A 20,257-nucleotide genomic window follows, 5' to 3' on the forward strand; every position below is an offset into this window, starting at 1 on the left:
GCACCGCGCCAGAGTTGAGGGGAGGGGCCATGACCATCGACATGAGTCAGTTCTATCAGGTGTTCTTCGAGGAGGCCGGCGAGAACCTGGCGGCGATGGAAAGCCTGTTGTTGGAGTTGGACGTCGACGCGCCGGATCTGGAGACCCTCAACGCCATCTTCCGCGCGGCGCACTCCATCAAGGGTGGAGCCGGTACCTTCGGCTTCAGCGATATGGCCGGGATGACCCACGTCCTGGAGAGCCTGCTCGATCGCTTGCGCAAGCAGGAGCTGGTGCCGACGGTCGAGATGGTCGATGCCTTTTTGCAGGCGGGCGATGTGCTCAAGTCGCAGCTCCAGGCCCATCAGGAGGGCGAGGAGTACGAAGATCCGCGCGTGGCCGAGGTCAGCGAACACCTGGAACGGCTGGCGCATTCGGACGAAGTCGGTCCCGAGTCCGCACCGCCCGTCGCGTCGGATGCGCCGGCGGCTGTCGTCAGCTGGCGGATCATGTTCGCGCCGACGGCCATCGGTCAGGGGACACCGGCCGAACGTCAAGCGCTCCACGAAGCGCTCAGTGAGTTGGGAACCATCGAGGAGCTGGCCGGCGCTGACGCGGATCACTGTGTCTGGCAGCTCGCGACGGCCGCCGGGCCGGGGGCGATTGAGGAGATCCTGGCCTTCGTCTGCGAGCCGAGTCAGGTGCGTCTTGAACCGGCCGATAGTCAGTCCGCCCCAGAAACGGACGAGGAGGCCTACGGGTTCTTCGTGGAGGTCTCAGGGACGGGCGATGCGCCGCCGGCCGCCGAGCAATCATCGGATCAAGATGATCCCGGCTACGGATTCTTCGCAGATGCGCCCGGAGCCGAGAACAGGTCCGAGGATCAAGACAGCCTCCAGGCTGAGGATGCCGATCAGGATCAGGAGCCGGTCCAGGTCCAGGAGTCCACTGGCTACGGCTTCTTCCTGAATGCCCCAGGGGCCGAGACCGCGCTCGATCAGGAGCACGAGGGCTTCGGACTCTTCGGCGGCAGCCCAGGCATGGAGCGGGTGGGCGCCGTGGTCAAACAGGAGCGTCTCGACGACGAATTCGGGTATGGCCTGTTCAATCCAGCGCCCGGATTTCCAGAGCCGCGCGCGGACGATGAGGCCGAGCCATCGGCGCGTTCGACGACCGCCGCGCCGCCGGCCAATTCGACTTCAGAGCGCGCGAGCCGCACTGGTGCGGCGGCATCCAAGCGTCCAGCCACGGCGGACTCGTCCATCCGCGTCAGTGTCGAAAAAGTCGATCAACTGATCAATCTGGTCGGCGAGCTGGTCATTACCCATGCCATGCTGGCCGAATCGGCCTCGGGACTCGACCCGGTCATCTATGAACACATCACCGGCGGGCTGTCGAACCTGGAGCGCAACTCGCGCGATCTCCAGCAGGCGGTGATGTCGATCCGCATGATGCCGATCAGCTTTGTCTTCAACCGCTTCCCGCGCGTGGTGCGCGACACGGCGGCCAGTCTCGGCAAAAAGGTCACGCTCAAGCTCGTCGGCGAGGACACCGAGCTCGACAAGGGCCTGATCGAGCGTATGGCCGATCCGCTCAACCATCTGGTGCGCAACAGCATCGACCACGGCATCGAGGGGCCCGAGGCGCGGCTGGCCGCCGGCAAGCCCGAGACCGGCGAGATCGTGCTGCGCGCCAGCCATCGCGGCGGCAGCGTGGTGGTCGAGGTCAGCGACGACGGCGCCGGACTCAATCGCGAGAAGCTGCTGGCCAAGGCCGCCAAGCAGGGCATCCCCATGCCGGACAATGCGTCCGACAAGGACGTCTGGCAGCTCATCTTCCACGCCGGCTTCTCGACCGCCGAGCGCGTGACCGACATCTCGGGACGCGGCGTGGGCATGGACGTGGTGCGACGCAACATCGAGGACATGAACGGCCGGGTCGAGGTTGATTCGAGCGCCGGACGCGGCACGCACATTACCATCCGGCTGCCGCTGACACTCGCCATCCTCGATGGACTCTCGGTGCGCATGGGCAGTGAGATCTTCATCCTGCCGCTGACCGTCATCCAGGAGTCGATCCAGCCGTGCGCCGAGCAGTTCAAAACAGTCGTCGGCAAGGGGCGCGTGGCCCAGATCAACAACGAGTATCTGCCGCTGGTCAGCCTTCACGACGCCTTCAGCAGTGGTCAGCCCGCGCCCGATCCACTCGATGGCATCCTGGTCATCGTCGAAACCAACGAGGGGCGTGCCGCCGTGCTGGTCGACGAGCTGGTCGCGCAGCATCAGGTCGTCATCAAGAGCCTGGAGACCAACTATCGCAAGGTGGAAGGGGTCTCGGGCGCCACCATCATGGGTGACGGGCGCGTGGCCCTGATCCTGGACGTCGATGCCCTGGTCCGGCTCAATCGCCGGACAGGCTGATCGCCGCGTCGACACTGAACACTCACAGATACAGCGGGAGAGCAAGCACATGAACGATGAGCGTCGGGAGGGCAGCGCGGTCGCGACCGACAGCACGCGCGAATATCTGACTTTTACGCTGGGCGATGAGGAGTATGGCATCGACATCCTCAAGGTCCAGGAGATCCGCGGCTATGATGCCGTGACCAAGATCGCCAACTCGCCCGATTTCATCAAGGGCGTGATCAATATGCGCGGCGTGATCGTGCCGATCATCGACATGCGTCTGAAGTTCCATCTCGGGCAGGTCGATTACAACGAGTTCACGGTGGTCATCATTCTCAATATCAGCGGTCGTATCGTGGGGCTGGTGGTCGATGGTGTCTCGGACGTCATCGCGCTGCACGGCAATCAGGTCCAGCCGGCCCCTGAGTTCGGTTCAGTGCTCGACACGGCCTATATCGATGGTCTGGCCACGCTCGACGAGCGCATGATCATCATGGTCGATATCGAGAAGCTCATGACCAGCCAGGAGATGGGCCTGGTCGATCAAACGCATCTCGTGACGGCTTGAGCGCGGCAACATGGCCGAGAGCGCGGCAGCGGTGATGCGCGAGCGTGAGTTTCAGTTCACGCAACATGATTTCGAACAGATTCGACGGTTGATCTATGAGCATGCGGGGATCTCGCTCAGCCCGGCCAAGATGGACATGGTCTACAGCCGCATCGCGCGACGTTTGCGTGCCACAGGTCTGAGTACCTTCCAGGACTATCTGGAGTTCCTGGATTCCAATCCGGATGAATGGCCGCACTTCACCAACTCGCTCACGACCAATCTGACCTCGTTCTTCCGCGAATCGCATCACTTTCCGGTGCTCGCCGAGCGTGCGCTGGAAGCCAAGCGCCAGGGACGCCGTCCGATCCGGCTCTGGTCCTCGGCCTGCTCGACCGGCGAGGAACCCTATTCGATGGCCATGACCCTGATCGAGGCCTTCGATTCCTGGACGCCGCCGGTCCGGATCCTGGCGACCGACCTGGATACCAATGTCGTGCGCCATGCCGCTGATGGCATCTATCAGATGGACCGGGTCGAGAAACTGCCCGAGGCCCAGCTCAAGCGTTTTTTTCTGCGCGGCAAGGGCGCGCGCGCCGGTTTGGTACGATTGCGTCCCGAGGTGCGGGCCTTGATCGATTTCCAGCCGCTCAATCTGCTCAGCGAGCACTGGCCGATGCGTGAGCCGTTCGATGCTATTTTCTGTCGTAACGTCATGATTTATTTCGATAAACCGACGCAAGCCAAAATCCTGTCACGGTTCCATCCCTTGTTGCATCCGGACGGGCTGCTGTTCGTTGGTCATTCCGAAAGCCTGGCGCATGTCGCGACTTTATTCCGCCTGCGGGGTAAGACGGTTTATGCGCCCGTGCACACCAACTGAGATGTCATCGCTATGCAGCATGGATTCGAAGAAGTCTTAGCGCCCAATCTCTATTACGACCGCCACTTCGAGATGGATGCGGTCAAGATCCTGCCAGGCGAGTACTATGTCTCGACTCGTGAGATCCTGATGGTCACGGTGCTTGGCTCCTGTGTCGGCGCCTGTGTGCGCGACCGCATCAAGGGCATCGGCGGCATCAACCATTTTATGCTGCCGGACGACAAGCGCGAGGAAAGCGAGCGCTTCAGCCGCTCGATGCGCTATGGCGACTATGCCATGGAAATCCTCATCAACCAGTTGATCAAGCTCGGCGCGCGGCGCGCCAACCTGGAGGCCAAGGTCTTCGGCGCCGGCAATGTGCTGCCCGGCTTCAAGAATCATGTCGTGGGCGAGCGCAACGCCCAGTTCGTGATCGATTATCTGACCACCGAGGGTATTCCGGTGGTCGCCAAGGATCTGCTGGGCAACTACCCGCGCAAGGTCTATTTCTTCCCGACCAGTGGTCGGGTGCTGGTCAAGAAGCTACGTAGCATGCACAACGACACCATCATCGAGCGCGAACTCAGTTACAGTGAGACATTGCGTCGGGCGAAGGTCGAGGGCGAGGTGGAGCTGTTTTCATGAAGCTGGCATGGATCCAAGTCGAGGCGATGCGTGAATTTCTGCCAGGGCACTGGCCACCGCTGCTGTTGAGTCTGGTGCCGCTGGGGCTGTCACTGTGGCCGGGGCTGGTGCCCGGCTGGCTCGGGGTGCTGCTGGTGGGGTTGATCTGGCCGCTCTGGCTCGTGTTCAGGCCAAGGCAAGCGGCGAGCCGTGATTTCAGGGCGCCTGATAGTGCTCCAACCTTTGAGTATGAACACGACTTCCTGGATCTGGTGGTCGAGACCGACCGCCTGTTCGGACCCTTGATGATGGAGTTGAAGGAGCTGGTGCAACAGGCGCGGGATCTGGTCGGCCATGCGGCTAGCGACCTGCATGCCAGTTTCAACGGACTCTCGGGTGAGTCCAAGGCCCAGCAACAGCTCGTCATGCGCCTGATCTCCAATGGCGAGGATCGCTCGAACCCGTCTCAAAACAAGCTGATCGACATCAATGATTTCCTCGCTGCCAACAGCCGCTTGCTGGGGCAGAACGTCGAGCGTCTGATCGACATGGGCAAGCACAGCGTCAAGGTGGCGCACCAGATCGATGATCTCTCCTCGCATATGAGCCGCATCTTCGATCAGCTCGATGGCTCCAAGCGTATTGCGCGCCAGACCAATCTGCTGGCGCTCAACGCCGCCATCGAAGCGGCGCGCGCCGGCGAGGCGGGGCGCGGTTTCGCCGTGGTGGCCCAGGAAGTACGCAAGCTCTCGCAGGATGCCACCGATTTCAACGATCAGATTCGCCAGCAGGTCGAGCAGGCACAGTCGGTCTTCGCCGAGACGCGCGAAATCGTCGGACGCATGGCCTCACAGGACATGAATGCCTCCATCAGTGCCAAGGGTTCGATGGATGAAATGATCTATCAGGTCCAGGCGCTCAATGCGCAGATGTCGGCGGGACTCAGTGAGCTGAATCTGATCGTCGACCGGCTGCAGAGCAATGTCGGTTCGGCGATCCGGCTGTTGCAGTTCGAGGACATCGCCCGGCAGGTGTTGGAGCGCGCGGAGATTCGGATCACGCTCATGGAGCGTTTCGTGGCCGAACTGCGCCTGATCCCGCTTGAACAGACGCGCTCGTCCGACGACATGATCCAGGCCAGGGCGCGACTGGAGGCGCTGCAAGCGGATCTGGTCGCCACGTCGCACCGCGCGGTCAGCCAGAAGTCGATGGACGAAGGCGATATCGAGCTGTTCTAAAGGAAGGCCAAGACCATGATTCGTGTGCTGATCGTCGACGACTCGGCTCTAATGCGCAAGCTGCTGACCGAAATCCTGGAAGAGGCTCCCGGAATCGAAGTGGTGGGAACCGCTCAGGATCCCTATGTGGCACGCGAGCGCATCAAGGCGCTCGATCCGGACGTGCTCACGCTCGACGTCGAGATGCCGCGCATGGATGGCCTGACCTTTCTGCGCAACCTCATGCGGCTGCGCCCGATGCCTGTGGTCATGGTCTCCTCGCTCACCGAGCGCGGAGCCGAGGTGACGCTCCATGCGCTCGAACTGGGCGCGGTGGATTTTGTCCGCAAGCCTGACGGCCCGATTGCCGCCGGTCTGCGCGAGTATGCCGATGAACTGATCGAAAAGATCCGGCTGGCCGCGACCATCAAGGTCAAGCCCTTGCGGACGGCGCCAGCCGCTGCGCCCGAGGCACGCGATCAACTCGCCGTGCGCGCTATTTCATCATTTCGCACCACCGACCGGGTGCTGGCCATCGGCGCCTCGACCGGCGGCACCGAGGCGATCAAGGAGGTGCTGATGCGTCTGCCGCCCGATACGCCGGGCGTGGTCATCGCACAGCACATACCCGCGGGCTTCAGCGCCGCCTTTGCCGAGCGCATGAACCGTCAGACCGGACTGGTCGTCAAGGAAGCGGCCGATGGCGATCGCATTATGCTGGGGCATGCGTATATCGCGCCTGGGGATTACCATCTGCAACTCGCGCGCGATGGGGCGCGCTATGTCTGTCGGCTTGACCGGGGTGAGCCGGTCAACCGCCATCGTCCCAGTGTCGATGTGCTCTTTCGTTCGGTCGCCCAGGCCGCCGGAACCAATAGCGCGGCGGCCTTGCTGACCGGCATGGGCGCCGATGGGGCTCAGGGTCTCAAGGAATTGCATGATCTCGGGGTGCATACCATCGCCCAGAACGAGGCCACCAGCGTGGTTTGGGGGATGCCGGGTGAGGCCGTCAAACGCGGTGGCGCCGTCGAGGTGCTGCCCCTGCAAAACATTGCCGAAGCCCTGCTCAAGGGGCTGTCGGTCAAGCGTAAACATTGAACGATTCCAAGACCGGGAGTTGATGAATGAGTGTCACATCGCGTATCGACCGAGAGAAGGGTTTAGTCACCATCTCCATCGACGGGCGTTTCGATTTTGCGCAGCACAAGGACTTCAGAAATGCCTATCAGAATATCGCCCCAGGATCCATGAAGTTCGTCGTGGATCTCTCCAGAGCCTCCTATCTCGACAGCTCGGCACTGGGGATGCTGCTGTTGCTACGCGAGCATCTGGGCGGCGATCCTGGCAGCGTGCGCATCACCGGCAGTAGCGAGGATGTGCGGCGGGTGCTCAAGATCGCCAACTTTGACAAGCTCTTTCAACTCGATTGAAGGCCGTGTCGGTTTTTATTGAACGATGAAATCGGTGAAGTAGATCGCGCCGATCGCCGGTCGGCCCGTTTGCTCCATCATGGTCTTGCGCAGGCTGTCGAGCAGTTCGATCCTGAGCTGATCGCGCGCCTCAGTGGTCATGATCTCCTGGCCGTCGCGTCCGCCGAGCAGGCTGATCATGCGATCACGCAGACGTGGCATGTGCTGGGTGATCAGGTCGGCGTCGGACTGCGTCTCGATGTAGAACTGCAAACTCAACTTCAGGTAACTGCGCGGTTTGGCGAGATTGACGATCAGCGGCGGCTCCAGCGCCATATAGCCTGGATAGGGCGCCACGGCGGCGTCCTCGCTCGCATGGGCGGTTTGGCTGATCATCGGCGTCAGTCCAATGAACAGCGCGAGTAGAACGGCCGTCGTCCGGGTTAAAACGTTCATTCTAAAAGACCCTCTGGGGCTATCGGTGTGTGTCGAGCTGGGCGACCACCATTGACCGTCTTCATGGGCGCCGCTCAGGCATGCGTTGTCTGGAAAAGAACGAAATGATGACACAGATCAGCCGTTCTCAGGGCGAATCTTCGCCGCGAAAGCCTGATGTCCCGACGGCAATGCGCGATCTGATCCAGACCCTGCGCGCGACCCTGCCGTTCGGAGTGCCCGAGGCCCAGATCTGTTCAGGCAACTGCCAGGGCTGCTCGCGCACGCTGCTCGACTTTCTGGAGAGCGAACTCGATGACTGGGAGCGACGGCTAGCGGCCGGCGAGCGCCTTGGCTTGAGCGAGTTCTCGCGGTTGATCCAGACCAGCCACAAAGTCAGGCGTGTCCTGATCCGTAATGGACTGCTCGCGGCTGGCGACTGACCCCGAGCGCTATTCAGCGTCGCGCGCCGTCATCGCCTCCTGGAGTCGGCGCGCCTGCAACTCGACACGCAAAAAACAGTCCTCGCAGCGCAGGCCGTCACCGAGGCGCGCGGCACGCTCCAGCGCCTCGATGGCCGCGTCCAGGGCCGGCACGCCGCAATAGCGCGTAGCGCCACGCACCTGATGGGCATATTCGGCCAGTCCCGGCCAATCGGATTCAGCCAGGGCGGCGCGTAACGCTGCGATCTCATCCGGCAGTCCATCCAGCAGTGCCTGCATCAGCTCGGCGGCCAGCGCGGCGTCGCCGCCAACAAGATAAAGCGCCGAGTCCGTATCGTGAACGCTGCTGCTGTCCATCCCATACACTGGATCGATCATCTCGGTCATGATTCGCCTCCCGTGAGCTGTTTTGGTCTGACGAAGACTCTAACCAAAACACGGTTCGCTGGTCCAGTTCGAAGCGCCCGATAATCCGTCCGGTCGGACGCACGCGTTCAGTGCAAGCAGGCTGGATCGCGGTTTGTCTTCGAGGACGCACGCGGTTTAGAGTGTGGCGTCATCGGCTCATGTCGGCGGTACGGTACCCTGGCTCGATGCTCCCGCACACAGGCACCGGCGCATGATATGCGCTTGCGATCTCACGAATCCGTTTCGAGAACCTCCATGTCCCAGTCCTATCCAACCATCGAAGACTATGTCGGCCAGACCCCGCTCGTCCGGCTCCAGCGCCTGCCCGGCACCACCGACAACCTGGTGCTGGCCAAGCTCGAAGGCAACAACCCGGCCGGCTCAGTGAAGGATCGCCCGGCGCTCAACATGATCCGGCGTGCCGAAGCGCGCGGCACCATCCGTCCCGGCGACACCCTGATCGAGGCCACCAGCGGCAACACCGGCATCGCGCTCGCCATGGCGGCGGCCATCAAGGGCTATCGGATGCGGCTCATCATGCCCGAGCACATGAGCGAGGAACGCCGTGGTGTCATGCGTGCCTTTGGCGCCGAGATCGTGCTCACGCCGCGGGAAGGCAGCATGGAGGCGGCCATCGATCTGGCCATTGCCATGGAGGCGCGCGGGGAGGGCATTCGGCTCGACCAGTTTTCCAACCCGGACAATCCGGCGGCGCACTACGAGACCACCGGCCCTGAGATCTGGCGCGATACTCAAGGGCGCGTGACCCACTTCGTCAGCGCCATGGGCACCACGGGCACCATCATGGGCACGGGGCGTTATCTCAAGGAGCAGAATCCAGGGGTCCAGATCATCGGCGTGCAGCCGGACGAGGGTTCCAGCATTCCAGGCATCCGCCGCTGGCCCGAAGCCTATCTGCCGAAGATCTACCAGCCATCGGGCGTCGACCGGATCATCGACATCTCGCAGGCCGTGGCTGAGCAGACGGCGCGCGATCTGGCCGCGCGCGAGGGAATCTTTGGCGGCGTCTCCTCAGGTGGAGCGATTGCGGCGGCGCTCAGGCTCTCGCAAGAGGTCAGCGGGGCCGTGATCGTGGCTATCGTTTGCGACCGCGGCGACCGCTATCTCTCGACCGGGGTGTTTCCGGCCTGATCGACTTCTGATGCGGATTCAAGACATGAGCATGCTGATCGATTCACACTGCCACCTCGACCGGGTGGATCTCAAGACCCATGACAATGACTTCGGCGTTCTGATGCGCGCCTGCAACGAGGCTGGCGTCGCGCGGATGCTCTGTGTCGGCATCGACCTTGACGCCTATCCGGCGATGCGCCGTCTGGTCGATCCCTATCCCGAGGTCGATGTCTCGGTCGGCGTTCATCCCAATGAGAGCGGAGGCGAGGAGCCGAGCGTCGAGCGCCTGCTGGAGCTGGCGGCTGATCCGCGCGTGGTGGCCATCGGCGAGACTGGACTCGACTACTATCGGCTTGAAGACGGTGATTCGGCTGGACAGCACGCCCGCTTTCGCACCCACATCGCCGCCGCGCGCGCTTGTGGCAAGCCGCTGATCATCCACACGCGCCAGGCGCGCGCCGACACTATCCGTCTGCTCCGCGAAGAGGGCGCTGAGGCGGTCGGCGGGGTACTGCACTGTTTCACTGAGGACTGGGAGATGGCGCGTGCGGGGCTGGATCTCGGGTTCTCTGTGTCGTTCTCGGGCATCATCACTTTCAAGAGCGCCGAGTCACTGCGCGAGGTGGTGCGTCAGGTGCCGCTCGACCGGCTGTTGATCGAAACCGACTCGCCCTATCTGGCGCCCGTGCCCTATCGCGGCAAGCCTAACGCGCCGACCTATCTGAAGCACGTCGCGGCGTGCATCGCCGAGTTGCGTGGTCTGGACGTCGAGCGCCTGGCCGAAGTGACGGCTGACAATTACCGGCGCTTGTTTGGCCGCGAACAGTCAGGCATCGGGTTCACGGCGGCGTAGCAGATAGATGTCGAGCAGCCAGCCCTTCTCCTCGCGGACGCGGGCCTTGGTGCTCAACAGCTCATCGAGCACCGTATCGACCGGCCCGGACACCAGCACCTCGTCCGGACACCCCAGATAGCCGCCCCAGTAAACGTCCATATCCTGCCCGGCGAAGCGCTGGAAGGAGGCGTTGTAGTCGAGCATGACGACTGCGTTGTGGATCTCGGCTGGATCGCAGTGCTCAACATGACGTCCGGTGGTGATCGTGATGTTCTCGCCGATGCGGTTCAGTGGGATCTTATGCTTGGCGGTCAGCACCTGCACTGAGGTGATGCCGGGGATGATCTCGAACTCGAGCGCGCCATCGGATGACTCAACCAGCTCGGCGATCATGGTGACGGTCTGATCGTAGAGCGACGGATCGCCCCAGAGGAGCAGGGCGCCGCACTGGCCGTCCTCCAGCTCGGTCTCGATCAGACGCGCGAAGAGTTCGCGCTTGGTCGCGTGCCAGGCGCGCACCGTCTCCTGATAGCCGTCCGGAAGCGTGCGCCGCTCGGGACTGGTCGCGGTGACGACCCGATAATTCGAATCGCCCAGATAGCGTTCCAGAATATCGTGGCGCATCCGCAGCAGCTCGTCCTTGCCGCGTCCCTCCTTCTCCAGCATGAAGAAGACATCGACCTGTTTCAGGGTCTCGATGGCCTGGATCGTGAGGTATTCGGGGCCACCCGGGCCCATGCCGATCAAATACAAGCGTTTCATTCTTTGCCAAATTGAGATGAGCACCCGGTCAGCGTCGCGGCGGGTGCATGGAGTGGGTTAATCGGAGAATCATCGCGGTCGCGTGTTTCGTCAGTTCGGGCCACGTCCAGCATGGCGATTCGGGCGCGTCATTGGTACCATTGCCCGCTTGAGTCCAATTCGGTATCGCTGCCGGAGCGATGGCATCGAAGACCCTCCTCGATCCAGGGTTGCCTGACCAGGCGCGACCGACGCATTCTCCTTATTCTGTGGCCGAGCCGCCGCCGTCCTTAGAGGCGTCCGTGACCGACCCTTCATGAGACAACCCGGAGCTGACGATGCGAATCCTTTTCATCCACCCAAACTATAGCGCCGGTGCCGCCGATATCGCGGGTAACTGGTCGCCGGCCTGGGTCGCCTATATCGCGGGCTATCTGAAGGCAGGTGGCTATCAAGATTACCATTTCATCGATGGTCTGGTGGACAAGCTCGACGACGACCAGATGCGCGCCGCCATCCGCGCGTCCAAGCCCGACATCATCGCCACCACCGCGATGACGCCGATGATCTATGCCGCTCAGCGCGTGCTGCAGATCGCTAAGGAAGAGCATCCGAACGCCGTCACCGTGCTCGGCGGCATCCACGGCACCTTCATGTTCCAGCAGGTACTGGGCGAGGCGCCCTGGATCGATGCCATCGTGCGTGGCGAGGGCGAGGCCGTCACCCTGAATCTGGTGCGCTGCATCGACGAGGGCCGCTGGCTGACCGATCGCGAGAAAGTCAACGGCATCGCCTATCTCGACGAGAACAACCAGGTCATCGCCACGCCGGCCGAGCCGTCGATCAAGGACGTCGATTCGATCTGGCCGGACTGGGGCATCCTGGAGTGGAAGAAGTACATCTACATCCCGCTCGGCGTGCCGGTCGCGACCCCCAACATGGCGCGCGGCTGTCCCTTCACCTGTAGCTTCTGCTCGCAGTGGAAATTCTGGCGCGACTATCGCGTGCGCGATCCCAAGCGTATGGTCGACGAGATCGAGGAATTGGTGAAGGTCCACGGCGTGGGCTTCTTCATCCTCGCCGACGAAGAGCCGCAGATCAACAAGAACAAGTTCGTCGAGTTCTGTCAGGAGCTCATCGACCGCGATCTGGGCATCCACTGGGGCATCAACACCCGCGTCACCGACGTCATGCGCGATGAGGAGCTGCTGCCCTTCTACCGCAAGGCCGGTCTGGTGCACATCTCGCTCGGTACCGAGGCGGCGGCTCAGCTCAATCTGGATCGCTTCGTCAAGGAGACCACGATCGAGCAGAACAAGCGCGCCATCCAGCTCCTGCAGCAGAACGGCATCGTCACCGAGGCGCAGTTCATCGTCGGTCTGGAGAACGAGACCCGCGAGACCCTGGAAGAGACCTATCAGATGGTCATGGACTGGGGCGCGGACATGGCCAACTGGTCGATGTACACTCCCTGGCCGTTCTCGGACATGTTCGCCGAGATGGGCGACAAGGTCGAGGTGTTCGATTATTCGAAATACAACTTCGTCTCGCCGATCATGAAGCCCGACAACATCGACCGCGCCGAGCTGCTCGACGGCGTCATGGCCAACTACCGACGCTTCTACATGCGGCGCATGTTCTTCCAGTATCCCTGGGTGCGCGATCCCTTCCGTCGCAAGTATCTGATCGGCTGTATCAAGGCGTTCCTCAAGAGCGCCATGGAGCGTCGCTTCTATCAGCTCGGCAAGCAGAACTACTGGGGTCCGCTGTTCAAGAAGTTCATCAAGTTCGACTACGACAAGAGCCGCTCGAAGATCGTCGAGCCGGATCACAACGCCTGGAAGAAGGCACCGCCGGCCAAGCGTCCGGCGGTCATCAGCGCGGTCGGCGCCGCGCCTCAGGCGTGCGGCGGCGGTGCCAAGGCCTGCGGTGGCGGCACCGAGCAGATGACCGAGGAGCAGATCAAGCAGTACGAGAACGCTTGATCCCCGTTTTGAGCCGTCTGTAGGGTGCGCATGGCGTACCCTACGCCATGATCCGGCCCGCATTCGTTCGCTAGCGAATGCGGGCCTTGTCATTTTGAGAGAAACCGCATGACCGATTCTGCCCCCACCATCCGCCTCGAACTGCCGCCACTGCAAGAGCACGGCCCACGCCGGGCGCGAACCCTCATGATCCAGGGCACTGCCTCAGACGTCGGCAAGAGCCTGCTGGTCGCCGGACTCTGCCGCGCCTATACGCGCCGCGGGCTGGTGGTGCGCCCGTTCAAGGCGCAGAACATGAGCAACAACGCGGCCGTCACCCACGACACCGACGCTCAGCCCGGACCCGATGGCGAGCCGCCGCGCGGCGAGATTGGACGTGCTCAGGCACTCCAGGCGCGCGCCTGCGGCGTGCCGCCCTCGATCCACATGAATCCCGTACTTCTGAAACCCCAGACCAACATCGGCTCGCAGGTAGTGCTGCGCGGACGCGCGCTCGGTAACTGTCCAGCGCGGATCTATCACGAAATGCGCCAGGGACTGATGCCGGCGGTGCTCGACTCCTTCGAGCGGCTGTGCGCCGAGGCCGATCTGGTGATCGTTGAGGGCGCGGGCAGTGGCGCTGAGGTCTATCTGCGTCGTAGCGACATCACCAATATGCACTTCGCCGAGCGTGCCGGGGTACCTGTGGTGGTGGTCGGCGATCTGGACAAGGGCGGCACCATGGCCTCGCTGGTCGGCACCTGGCGGCTGCTCGATCAGGCCGACCGCGACCGGGTCGTCGGCTATCTGGTCAACAAGTTCCGGGGCGACTTCTCGCTGTTCGAGCCGGCGTGCGAGACCATCACCGAGATCACCGGCTGGCCGTTCCGGGGCATGGTGCGCTGGTTCGAGGGCGCTTCGCGTCTGCCGGCCGAGGACTCGCTGGCGCTCGAACGCCCGGCCGAGACCACGGGCGGCACGCTCAACGTCGTCATCCCGCGTCTGTCGCGCGTGGCCAATTTCGACGACATGGACCCGCTGGCCGCTGAACCTGCCGTCAATCTGCGCTGGATCGAGCCGGGTCGGCCAATTCCGGCCGAGACCGATGTCGTCATCCTGCCCGGCTCCAAAGCTACACGCGCCGATCTGGACGTGCTGCGCCGCGAGGGCTGGGACATCGATATCCTGGCCCATGTCCGGCGTGGCGGACGGGTCGTGGGTCTGTGCGCCGGCTACCAGATGCTCGGGCGCGTGGTGCGCGATCCGCTCGGCATCGAGGGCGAACCAGGCGAGACGCCCGGACTGGGTCTGCTCGACATCGAGACCGAGATCGGCGCCGACAAGCGTCTGATCGAGATCGACGGGCAGGAGCAACGCAGCGGCTGCCGTCTCACCGGCTATGAGATGCACATGGGCCGCACCACCGGAGCTGGATTGGAGCGCCCCTGGCTGCGGCTGGAGGATGGAAATGGTGACGTGCGTCCCGAGGGGGCGATCAGCGCCGACGGGCGGGTCATGGGCGGCTATCTGCACGGCCTCTTCGGTGCCGATGCGTTCCGCGCTCACTGGCTCGAACAGGTCGGCGCCCAGGCGGCACACCTCGACTTCGAGGCACGCATCGAGGCGGCGCTCGACGAGCTCGCCGATCATATCGAAGCCTGTCTGGATCTGGATGCGCTGCTGGCGTTGGCACGATAAAGGAGTTGGTTTTGGGCGAACGCCCAGCGCCCTATTTTTTGTGGCGGCCCTGCCTGCCGGATGCCAAGGACGATATGGTTCTGGAGCTGGCTGTGGCCGCGCAAGTGCCGCGTATCCTGAGCTTCGATGGCGTATCCGTCGATCAGTTCGTCATGAGTGCGGTCACTGAAAAGATTTCTGCGCTGACAGCCGAAACCTATCTCCGTACTCATGCCGCTCGCGCCGATCCTGAAGCGTTTCGGGCCATTCTGGATAAGGTACCGCCGCGCGCGCCGGTTGTCGGCGATGAATAAAGCTTATGATGGCAAAGATCCTGTCCCTGTTGCTGCTGCTCATGATCGGCGCTCCGGCCCTGGCGGGCGAGGCGGTGCGGATTCAGCTCAAGTGGTACCACCAATTCCAGTTCGCCGGTTACTACGCGGCGCTGGAAAAGGGCTTCTTTGCCGAGGAAGGACTCGATGTCGAGCTGCTGGAGCGCGACCCGTCCAAGAACAACATCCTGCAAGTCTATGAGGGCGAGGCCGAGTACGGCGTCGCCGACTCGGTCCTCCTGCTCTATCAAACCTCGGGACTGGGACTGCGCATCGTCGCGCCCATCTTTCAGCAGTCGCCCAGTGTCCTCATGACACTGGCCTCGTCCGGCATCGAAACGCCCCAGGATCTGGTCGGGCGACGCATCCGTCTCTACGATAACGAGACCGATGGCTTTCCGCTGCTGGCCTTCCTCGCCGAGCAGGGCGTGCTCGAGCGCGGCTTCACCCGCCAGGCCTTCAACCCGGACTTCGAGTTACTGATTCGCGGCGACAGCGATGCCATGCATGGCTATGCCGGCAACGAGCCCTATCGCCTGCGCGAACTCGGGCACGAGGTGCGACTCTTCCACCCGGCCCATTACGGCATCGATCTCTATGGCGACATGCTCTTCACCACCGAGCGCGAAGCCGAGCAACACCCAGAACGCATCGCCGCCATGCGCCGGGCGGTACTCAAGGGCTGGGAATACGCCCTTGATCACAAGGAAGAGATCGCCCGGCTGATCCTGGAGCAATACAGTCGGCGCAAGAGTTTCGCGGCGCTGATGTACGAGGCCCAGGCCACCGAACAGGCCGTGGCCCGCTTCAGCGTCCCGCTGGGCACGCTCGACCCCGGACGTCTGCGTTACATCCAGGCGCTCTATCAGCGTCATGGCCTCCTGGACAAGCAGTTGACGATCGAGACCCGAAGCTTCTTCCTCGACGAGGAGCAGGCCGGCATCCCGCTGACCGAGGACGAGCAGGCCTTCCTGCGGGCACATCCGGTCATCCGGGTCGGCATCGATCCTGACTGGTATCCGCTGGAGTTCGTCGATGAAAACGGCCGCTTCGGCGGCATCTCGGCCGATTATCTGGCGCTACTGGAAGCGCGGCTGGGGATCCGGTTCGAGCCGGTCACCGACCAGTCCTGGTCGCGCGCCATGGAACTGGTACGCACGCGTGAACTGGATATGCTCTCCATGGCGGCTCAAACGCCTGAGCGCTCAGCCTATGCGCTGTTCACCGAGCCCTATATCCACTCGCCTATGGTCATCGTCACGAACGATCAGGTGGACTATATCGGCGATCCGGCGCGACTGCTCGGACACGAGGTCGCCGTCGTCCAGGGTTATGCCCCGCAGGAATGGCTGAAGACGCATCAACCCAGGCTTCGATTGCGCCCGGTCGACAGCACGCGGCAGGGTCTGGAGCAGGTCGCCACCGGCGAGATCTTCGCCCTCGTCGACAATCTGGCGGCGGTGAGTTTTCTGATCAAGCAACAGGGGTTTTCAAACCTCAAGATCTCCGGCCAGCTCCCGCTCGCCTTCGATCTGGCCATGGCCGCGCGCAGTGATTGGCCGTTGCTGCGCTCGATCCTGCAGAAGGGGCTGGACGCCATCAGTCAGGACGAGAAGCACGCGATCTATGACAAATGGATTCGGCTGCAATACGAAACCCGGCTCGATCTCAAACGGATCGCGCCCTATTTCCTGGTCCTGCTCGGCATCCTCCTGGTCGTCACCTTCGACGCGCTACGCTTTCGGCGGCTGCATCTGCGCCTGAAGCTGTCCAACCAACAGCTCAAAGCGGCCGAGGAACAGCTCATCAACCAGAACCGCGAGCTGAAGCGTCTCTCCATCACCGACACGCTGACCGGCGCCTGCAACCGGCTCAAGCTCGACGCCGTGCTCGGCGAACTCCAGGCCAGGGCGCAACGCTACGGCGGAGGCGTCTCGATCATTCTGTTCGATCTGGATCACTTCAAACAGGTCAACGACCGTCATGGTCATCCGGTTGGCGACGAGGTTCTGCGCCGCTTCGCTGATCTGGTGCGCCGGACCATTCGCGAGACCGATGTCTTCGGCCGCTGGGGCGGGGAGGAATTCATGTTGGCCTGCCCCGAGACCGGCCTCGCGGAGGCCGTCCAGCTCGCCGAGCGGATCAGACAGGCCTTCGCGACGCTGGAGCTGCCCAGCGGCCGCCAGACCCTGAGCGCGGGTGTCGCCGAATGGCGCACCGGACAGTCGGTCGAGACCTGGATCGACCTCTGCGACCAGCGGCTCTATCAGGCCAAGTCGCAGGGACGCAATCGGGTCATCGGCGTCTAACGCGATTCCAGCCGGAACAGGGCTACGGCTCTGGCCAATGACCGCGCCTGTTCCTCCAGGCTCTCGGCGGCCGCCGCCGCCTCCTCGACCAGGGCCGCGTTCTGCTGCGTGACCTCGTCCATCTGGGTCACGGCGCGCGAGATCTGTTCGATGCCGCTGCTCTGCTCGCGGCTGGCCACGGCAATTCCAGTCACCAGGGTCGTCACCTGCTGGAAGGAATCGACGATCTCGGTCATGGTCTGACCGGCCTGCTCGGCCAAATTCACCCCGCCGTCGACCTGATCGACCGAGCCGACGATCAGCGTCTTGATCTCGCGCGCGGCCTGGGCACTGCGTTGCGCCAGATTGCGCACCTCGGCGGCCACCACCGCGAAGCCGCGTCCCTGCTCACCGGCACGCGCCGCCTCAACGGCGGCGTTGAGCGCCAGGATATTGGTCTGGAAGGCGATAGAGTCGATCACGCCGATGATGTCGGCGATCTGGCGGCTCGAATCCTGAATGCCGCCCATGGTGTCGACCACGCGCCGGACGATCTCGCCACCGCGCGCCGCGACCTGATTGGAACTCTGAGCGAGCTGATTGGCTTCCTGGGCGTGATGTGCGTTCTGCTTGACCGTGGCGCTCAACTGCTCCATGGCGCTGGCGGTTTCTTCCAGGGTGCCGGCCTGGGTCTCGGTGCGGGCCGAGAGATCGCTGTTGCCGGAGGCGATCTCGGCGGCGGCCGTATTGATGGCGTCGGTCGAGTCTTTGATGCCTTCGACGACCTCGCGCAGACGCTCGACTGTCAGGTTGGTGTCGTCTTTGAGCTGACCAAAGGTGCCGGCATAGTCCGCTTCGATGCGCCGGCTCAGATCGCCCTGAGCGATGGCTCCAAGCACCTGGGCCACATCGGCGAGTCCGGCGGAGAGGATATCGACCAGGCGGTTGAGTCCGTCGGACAGATCATGGAAGAACCCGGTCTTGCCCTCCAGCGTCAGGCGGCGCGAGAAGTCGCCCTGGACGGCGGCTTCGAGCAAGGACGCCAGTTCGGCCTCAGTCTCGACCTCGCTGGTGCGGTCGGTCCACTCGACCACAGTGCCCAGACGTTCGCCTTGGGCGTCGATGACCGGATTGAGGATCAGCCGGAAGGTGCGTCCGCCGATACGGATCTGGGCGAAGTGATTGTTCTGGAGGGTCGCCAGCATCGACTGCTGACGCTCCGGATGACGGTGGAAGACGTTCAGGTGGCTGCCGAGCAGGCTGTCCACCCGGAACTCGGGCAGGTCGCGACGCAGGTCGGATTCAGCCAGGCGCAGCATTTGAAGCAGCGCTTCGTTGCTGTAGATGATGATCCCGTCCGGGTCGGAGAGCATCATGTTGGTCGAGGACTTGTCGAGCGCGCTCTTGATGCGCAGGGCCTCGGCGGCGATCCGGGCATCGGCGCGGGTGCGCTCGTCGAGGTTCGTCTGCATCCGCGCCAGGGCGCTGAACAGGGCGCCGATCTCGTCGCGTCTCGTGGTGTCGATCCGGCTGTCGTAATGTCCCGCGCCGATGCGCTCGAAGATCTTCGTGGCCTCGCCGAGCGGTTGGCCGATCAGGCGTCGCGTGAGCCAGAAGAGGATGAGCGCCAGCACCACCACTACGACCACGGCGGCACCGAGCGTCAGATTGCGCAGCAGAACGCTGTCGCGGCTCAGTTCGTCGTCATAGGAACCACCGCCGATCACCCAATCCCAGGCCGGAAAGTGGGTGTAGGCCACCACCTTCATGCGCGGCGCGGTCTCGCCCGCCTCGCGGTTGATCCAGGGATAGTGAATCACGCCTTCCTTGCGCTCCAGGATCTCGCGGATGAAGGATCGGCCGTCGGCGTCCTTGGCATCAAGGATGTTGGCGCCTTCCTGGGCCGGATGAATCACCAGCCGTCCGAAATCCGGGCCGGGGCGCGCATCCAGCGCATAGAAATAGCCGGTCTCGCCGATCTTGATCGCAAGGATCTCGCGCTTGAGATGGTCCAGCCCCTCAGTCATGTCGAGTCCGATGAAGAGCGCGCCGATGACTTCGCGGCGTGCGTTCAGCATGGGGCGGTAGACGGTCATGTAATCGCGCCCGAAGAGCGTGACACGTCCGATGAATTCCTCGCCGGCGAGCAGACTCGGGAGCGCGGGATGGTCGCTGGCGAGCTGGGTGTCAAGTGCGCGCTCGCCTTGTTCGGTCCTGAGCGTAGTGGCGACACGCACGAAATCATCATTCGTGCGCGTGAAGAGCGTGGCGACGGCGCTCGTGGCCGCGGTGAAACGGTCGAAATCCGACGTGTCGAGTGTGAAGCGGCGCTCACTGTCGTTGAGCAACGGGGTGATCGGCTCGTCGACCTGCATCGGTTCCTCAGGGTTGAGTGTGAAACCCGAACCGAAGCGCGTGGCCAACTGCTCCATCAGACGCTGGGCCTCTTCGCGTAGCGTCGAATCATGGTTGGCGAGCATGGACCGCACCAGCTTACTCTGCTGTTCGAGCTGAGCAATGACCCTGAGCTCCATGAGTGAGTGGTTGAACTGGGCCACACCGATGGCGAACAGACCCATGAGGATCGCAATCGCCGCCACGGAGGCAAGCGTCAGAACGGCGGCGACCGAGCGACCGCTGGCAGGTTTCTGTACAGTCATTCCAGGGAAATCTCTATCCGAACCGAAGTGTATGAGTCTCGACACAACCTTGGCTTGCCAAGGCACACACCCGGGGCCAGACGAGACGATGCGCGCTGTCGCACAGGAAGGGAGGATGCCGCCAAGCGGTCTGATTCGAATGCGCGCTTGGGCATCACCTGAAGACGAGCAGGGGTATTTTGGCAGGATTTTGGGGTGTCAGGCCACAATTATCATTGCGACATGAAGAAAGCTGTGAACTCAAGCACAGTTGATCGGTGAGACAGGGCCTCTGGGGCTTGGTCGAGCGGGCGGACG

The 20,257-nt window shown here is 63.0% G+C and carries 18 protein-coding genes; 14 read left to right on the forward strand and 4 right to left on the reverse strand.

Features of this window, described 5'->3' with window-relative positions; translation table 11 throughout:
- Positions 1 to 29 precede the first annotated feature (29 nt).
- The 7 genes from GJ668_RS04730 to GJ668_RS04760 all read left to right on the forward strand — a co-directional run bounded on the left by GJ668_RS04730 (position 30) and on the right by GJ668_RS04760 (position 7,064).
- Positions 30 to 2,399 carry a chemotaxis protein CheW gene (locus GJ668_RS04730; RefSeq protein WP_155448973.1) on the forward strand — a complete coding sequence of 790 codons (2,370 nt, stop codon included), beginning with the start codon at positions 30 to 32 and terminating at the stop codon, positions 2,397 to 2,399.
- 49 nt (positions 2,400 to 2,448) lie between these two features.
- Positions 2,449 to 2,952 carry a chemotaxis protein CheW gene (locus GJ668_RS04735; RefSeq protein ID WP_155448974.1) on the forward strand — a complete coding sequence of 168 codons (504 nt, stop codon included), beginning with the start codon at positions 2,449 to 2,451 and terminating at the stop codon, positions 2,950 to 2,952.
- 10 nt (positions 2,953 to 2,962) lie between these two features.
- Positions 2,963 to 3,814: a CheR family methyltransferase gene (locus GJ668_RS04740; protein ID WP_155448975.1), complete on the forward strand. Its 852-nt coding sequence runs from the start codon at positions 2,963 to 2,965 to the stop codon at positions 3,812 to 3,814.
- A 12-nt stretch (positions 3,815 to 3,826) separates the two neighbouring features.
- Positions 3,827 to 4,438: a chemoreceptor glutamine deamidase CheD gene (cheD, locus tag GJ668_RS04745; RefSeq protein WP_155448976.1), complete on the forward strand. Its 612-nt coding sequence runs from the start codon at positions 3,827 to 3,829 to the stop codon at positions 4,436 to 4,438.
- Between the two features lie 527 nt (positions 4,439 to 4,965).
- Positions 4,966 to 5,655, forward strand: a complete 690-nt coding sequence (locus tag GJ668_RS20485; protein ID WP_281350184.1) for a methyl-accepting chemotaxis protein — start codon at positions 4,966 to 4,968, stop codon at positions 5,653 to 5,655.
- Between the two features lie 15 nt (positions 5,656 to 5,670).
- Entirely contained in the window at positions 5,671 to 6,732 is a 1,062-nt protein-coding gene (locus tag GJ668_RS04755; protein WP_155448978.1) for a protein-glutamate methylesterase/protein-glutamine glutaminase, read from the forward strand.
- A 26-nt stretch (positions 6,733 to 6,758) separates the two neighbouring features.
- Complete coding sequence (locus GJ668_RS04760) at positions 6,759 to 7,064, forward strand: STAS domain-containing protein (protein WP_155448979.1); 306 nt, start codon at positions 6,759 to 6,761, stop codon at positions 7,062 to 7,064.
- 15 nt (positions 7,065 to 7,079) lie between these two features.
- On the opposite strand, the gene GJ668_RS04765 is transcribed toward GJ668_RS04760, so the two are convergent.
- Positions 7,080 to 7,499 (reverse strand): flagellar basal body-associated FliL family protein, encoded by a 420-nt coding sequence (locus GJ668_RS04765; RefSeq protein WP_155448980.1) that lies wholly within the window; start codon positions 7,497 to 7,499, stop codon positions 7,080 to 7,082.
- A gap of 170 nt (positions 7,500 to 7,669) precedes the next feature.
- Here GJ668_RS04765 and GJ668_RS04770 point away from each other — a divergent pair, with 170 nt between their 5' ends.
- Positions 7,670 to 7,921, forward strand: coding sequence for a hypothetical protein (locus GJ668_RS04770; protein ID WP_246194631.1), 252 nt, complete (start codon positions 7,670 to 7,672; stop codon positions 7,919 to 7,921).
- Positions 7,922 to 7,930: 9 nt separating this feature from the next.
- Here GJ668_RS04770 and GJ668_RS04775 read toward each other — a convergent pair whose 3' ends face one another.
- Positions 7,931 to 8,308: an Hpt domain-containing protein gene (locus GJ668_RS04775; RefSeq protein WP_246194632.1), complete on the reverse strand. Its 378-nt coding sequence runs from the start codon at positions 8,306 to 8,308 to the stop codon at positions 7,931 to 7,933.
- A 276-nt stretch (positions 8,309 to 8,584) separates the two neighbouring features.
- Between GJ668_RS04775 and cysM the strand changes: the two genes are divergently transcribed.
- Complete coding sequence (gene cysM / locus GJ668_RS04780) at positions 8,585 to 9,481, forward strand: cysteine synthase CysM (RefSeq protein ID WP_155448981.1); 897 nt, start codon at positions 8,585 to 8,587, stop codon at positions 9,479 to 9,481.
- A gap of 31 nt (positions 9,482 to 9,512) precedes the next feature.
- A complete protein-coding gene (locus tag GJ668_RS04785) occupies positions 9,513 to 10,316 on the forward strand; it encodes a TatD family hydrolase (protein WP_155449022.1) in 804 nt (267 codons plus the stop codon).
- Here GJ668_RS04785 and cobF read toward each other — a convergent pair.
- A complete protein-coding gene (cobF, locus tag GJ668_RS04790) occupies positions 10,290 to 11,060 on the reverse strand; it encodes a precorrin-6A synthase (deacetylating) (protein WP_155448982.1) in 771 nt (256 codons plus the stop codon). The genes GJ668_RS04785 and cobF overlap by 27 nt on opposite strands.
- 317 nt (positions 11,061 to 11,377) lie before the next feature.
- Here cobF and bchE point away from each other — a divergent pair, with 317 nt between their 5' ends.
- From bchE to GJ668_RS04810, 4 genes are all read left to right on the forward strand, one after another.
- Positions 11,378 to 13,024 (forward strand): magnesium-protoporphyrin IX monomethyl ester anaerobic oxidative cyclase, encoded by a 1,647-nt coding sequence (gene bchE, locus GJ668_RS04795; protein ID WP_155448983.1) that lies wholly within the window; start codon positions 11,378 to 11,380, stop codon positions 13,022 to 13,024.
- Positions 13,025 to 13,132: 108 nt separating this feature from the next.
- A complete protein-coding gene (locus GJ668_RS04800) occupies positions 13,133 to 14,701 on the forward strand; it encodes a cobyric acid synthase (RefSeq protein ID WP_155448984.1) in 1,569 nt (522 codons plus the stop codon).
- A 74-nt stretch (positions 14,702 to 14,775) separates the two neighbouring features.
- Positions 14,776 to 14,994: a toxin-antitoxin system HicB family antitoxin gene (locus GJ668_RS04805; protein ID WP_155449023.1), complete on the forward strand. Its 219-nt coding sequence runs from the start codon at positions 14,776 to 14,778 to the stop codon at positions 14,992 to 14,994.
- A gap of 5 nt (positions 14,995 to 14,999) precedes the next feature.
- Positions 15,000 to 17,321: an ABC transporter substrate-binding protein gene (locus GJ668_RS04810; protein ID WP_155448985.1), complete on the forward strand. Its 2,322-nt coding sequence runs from the start codon at positions 15,000 to 15,002 to the stop codon at positions 17,319 to 17,321.
- On the opposite strand, the gene GJ668_RS20895 is transcribed toward GJ668_RS04810, so the two are convergent.
- Positions 17,318 to 19,960: a Cache 3/Cache 2 fusion domain-containing protein gene (locus GJ668_RS20895; protein ID WP_155448986.1), complete on the reverse strand. Its 2,643-nt coding sequence runs from the start codon at positions 19,958 to 19,960 to the stop codon at positions 17,318 to 17,320. The two genes, GJ668_RS04810 and GJ668_RS20895, sit on opposite strands and share 4 nt — an antisense overlap.
- Positions 19,961 to 20,257: the final 297 nt, after the last annotated feature.

The sequence above is a fragment of the Allochromatium palmeri genome (assembly GCF_009720725.1).
In the GTDB taxonomy this organism is placed as follows: Bacteria; Pseudomonadota; Gammaproteobacteria; order Chromatiales; family Chromatiaceae; genus Thermochromatium; species Thermochromatium palmeri.

Excerpts from the sequence above, each read along its gene's own strand:
- cheD (WP_155448976.1), top strand. The coding sequence starts at position 3,827 with ATGCAGCATGGATTCGAAGAAGTCTTAGCGCCCAATCTCTATTACGAC.
- GJ668_RS04775 (WP_246194632.1), bottom strand. The coding sequence starts at position 8,308 with ATGACCGAGATGATCGATCCAGTGTATGGGATGGACAGCAGCAGCGTT.
- GJ668_RS04805 (WP_155449023.1), top strand. The coding sequence starts at position 14,776 with ATGGTTCTGGAGCTGGCTGTGGCCGCGCAAGTGCCGCGTATCCTGAGC.
- GJ668_RS04765 (WP_155448980.1), bottom strand. The coding sequence starts at position 7,499 with ATGAACGTTTTAACCCGGACGACGGCCGTTCTACTCGCGCTGTTCATT.
- cysM (WP_155448981.1), top strand. The coding sequence starts at position 8,585 with ATGTCCCAGTCCTATCCAACCATCGAAGACTATGTCGGCCAGACCCCG.
- GJ668_RS04755 (WP_155448978.1), top strand. The coding sequence starts at position 5,671 with ATGATTCGTGTGCTGATCGTCGACGACTCGGCTCTAATGCGCAAGCTG.
- GJ668_RS04785 (WP_155449022.1), top strand. The coding sequence starts at position 9,513 with ATGCTGATCGATTCACACTGCCACCTCGACCGGGTGGATCTCAAGACC.
- GJ668_RS04770 (WP_246194631.1), top strand. The coding sequence starts at position 7,670 with ATGCGCGATCTGATCCAGACCCTGCGCGCGACCCTGCCGTTCGGAGTG.
- GJ668_RS20895 (WP_155448986.1), bottom strand. The coding sequence starts at position 19,960 with ATGACTGTACAGAAACCTGCCAGCGGTCGCTCGGTCGCCGCCGTTCTG.
- GJ668_RS04800 (WP_155448984.1), top strand. The coding sequence starts at position 13,133 with ATGACCGATTCTGCCCCCACCATCCGCCTCGAACTGCCGCCACTGCAA.
- GJ668_RS20485 (WP_281350184.1), top strand. The coding sequence starts at position 4,966 with ATGGGCAAGCACAGCGTCAAGGTGGCGCACCAGATCGATGATCTCTCC.
- cobF (WP_155448982.1), bottom strand. The coding sequence starts at position 11,060 with ATGAAACGCTTGTATTTGATCGGCATGGGCCCGGGTGGCCCCGAATAC.
- bchE (WP_155448983.1), top strand. The coding sequence starts at position 11,378 with ATGCGAATCCTTTTCATCCACCCAAACTATAGCGCCGGTGCCGCCGAT.
- GJ668_RS04740 (WP_155448975.1), top strand. The coding sequence starts at position 2,963 with ATGGCCGAGAGCGCGGCAGCGGTGATGCGCGAGCGTGAGTTTCAGTTC.
- GJ668_RS04730 (WP_155448973.1), top strand. The coding sequence starts at position 30 with ATGACCATCGACATGAGTCAGTTCTATCAGGTGTTCTTCGAGGAGGCC.
- GJ668_RS04760 (WP_155448979.1), top strand. The coding sequence starts at position 6,759 with ATGAGTGTCACATCGCGTATCGACCGAGAGAAGGGTTTAGTCACCATC.
- GJ668_RS04735 (WP_155448974.1), top strand. The coding sequence starts at position 2,449 with ATGAACGATGAGCGTCGGGAGGGCAGCGCGGTCGCGACCGACAGCACG.
- GJ668_RS04810 (WP_155448985.1), top strand. The coding sequence starts at position 15,000 with ATGATGGCAAAGATCCTGTCCCTGTTGCTGCTGCTCATGATCGGCGCT.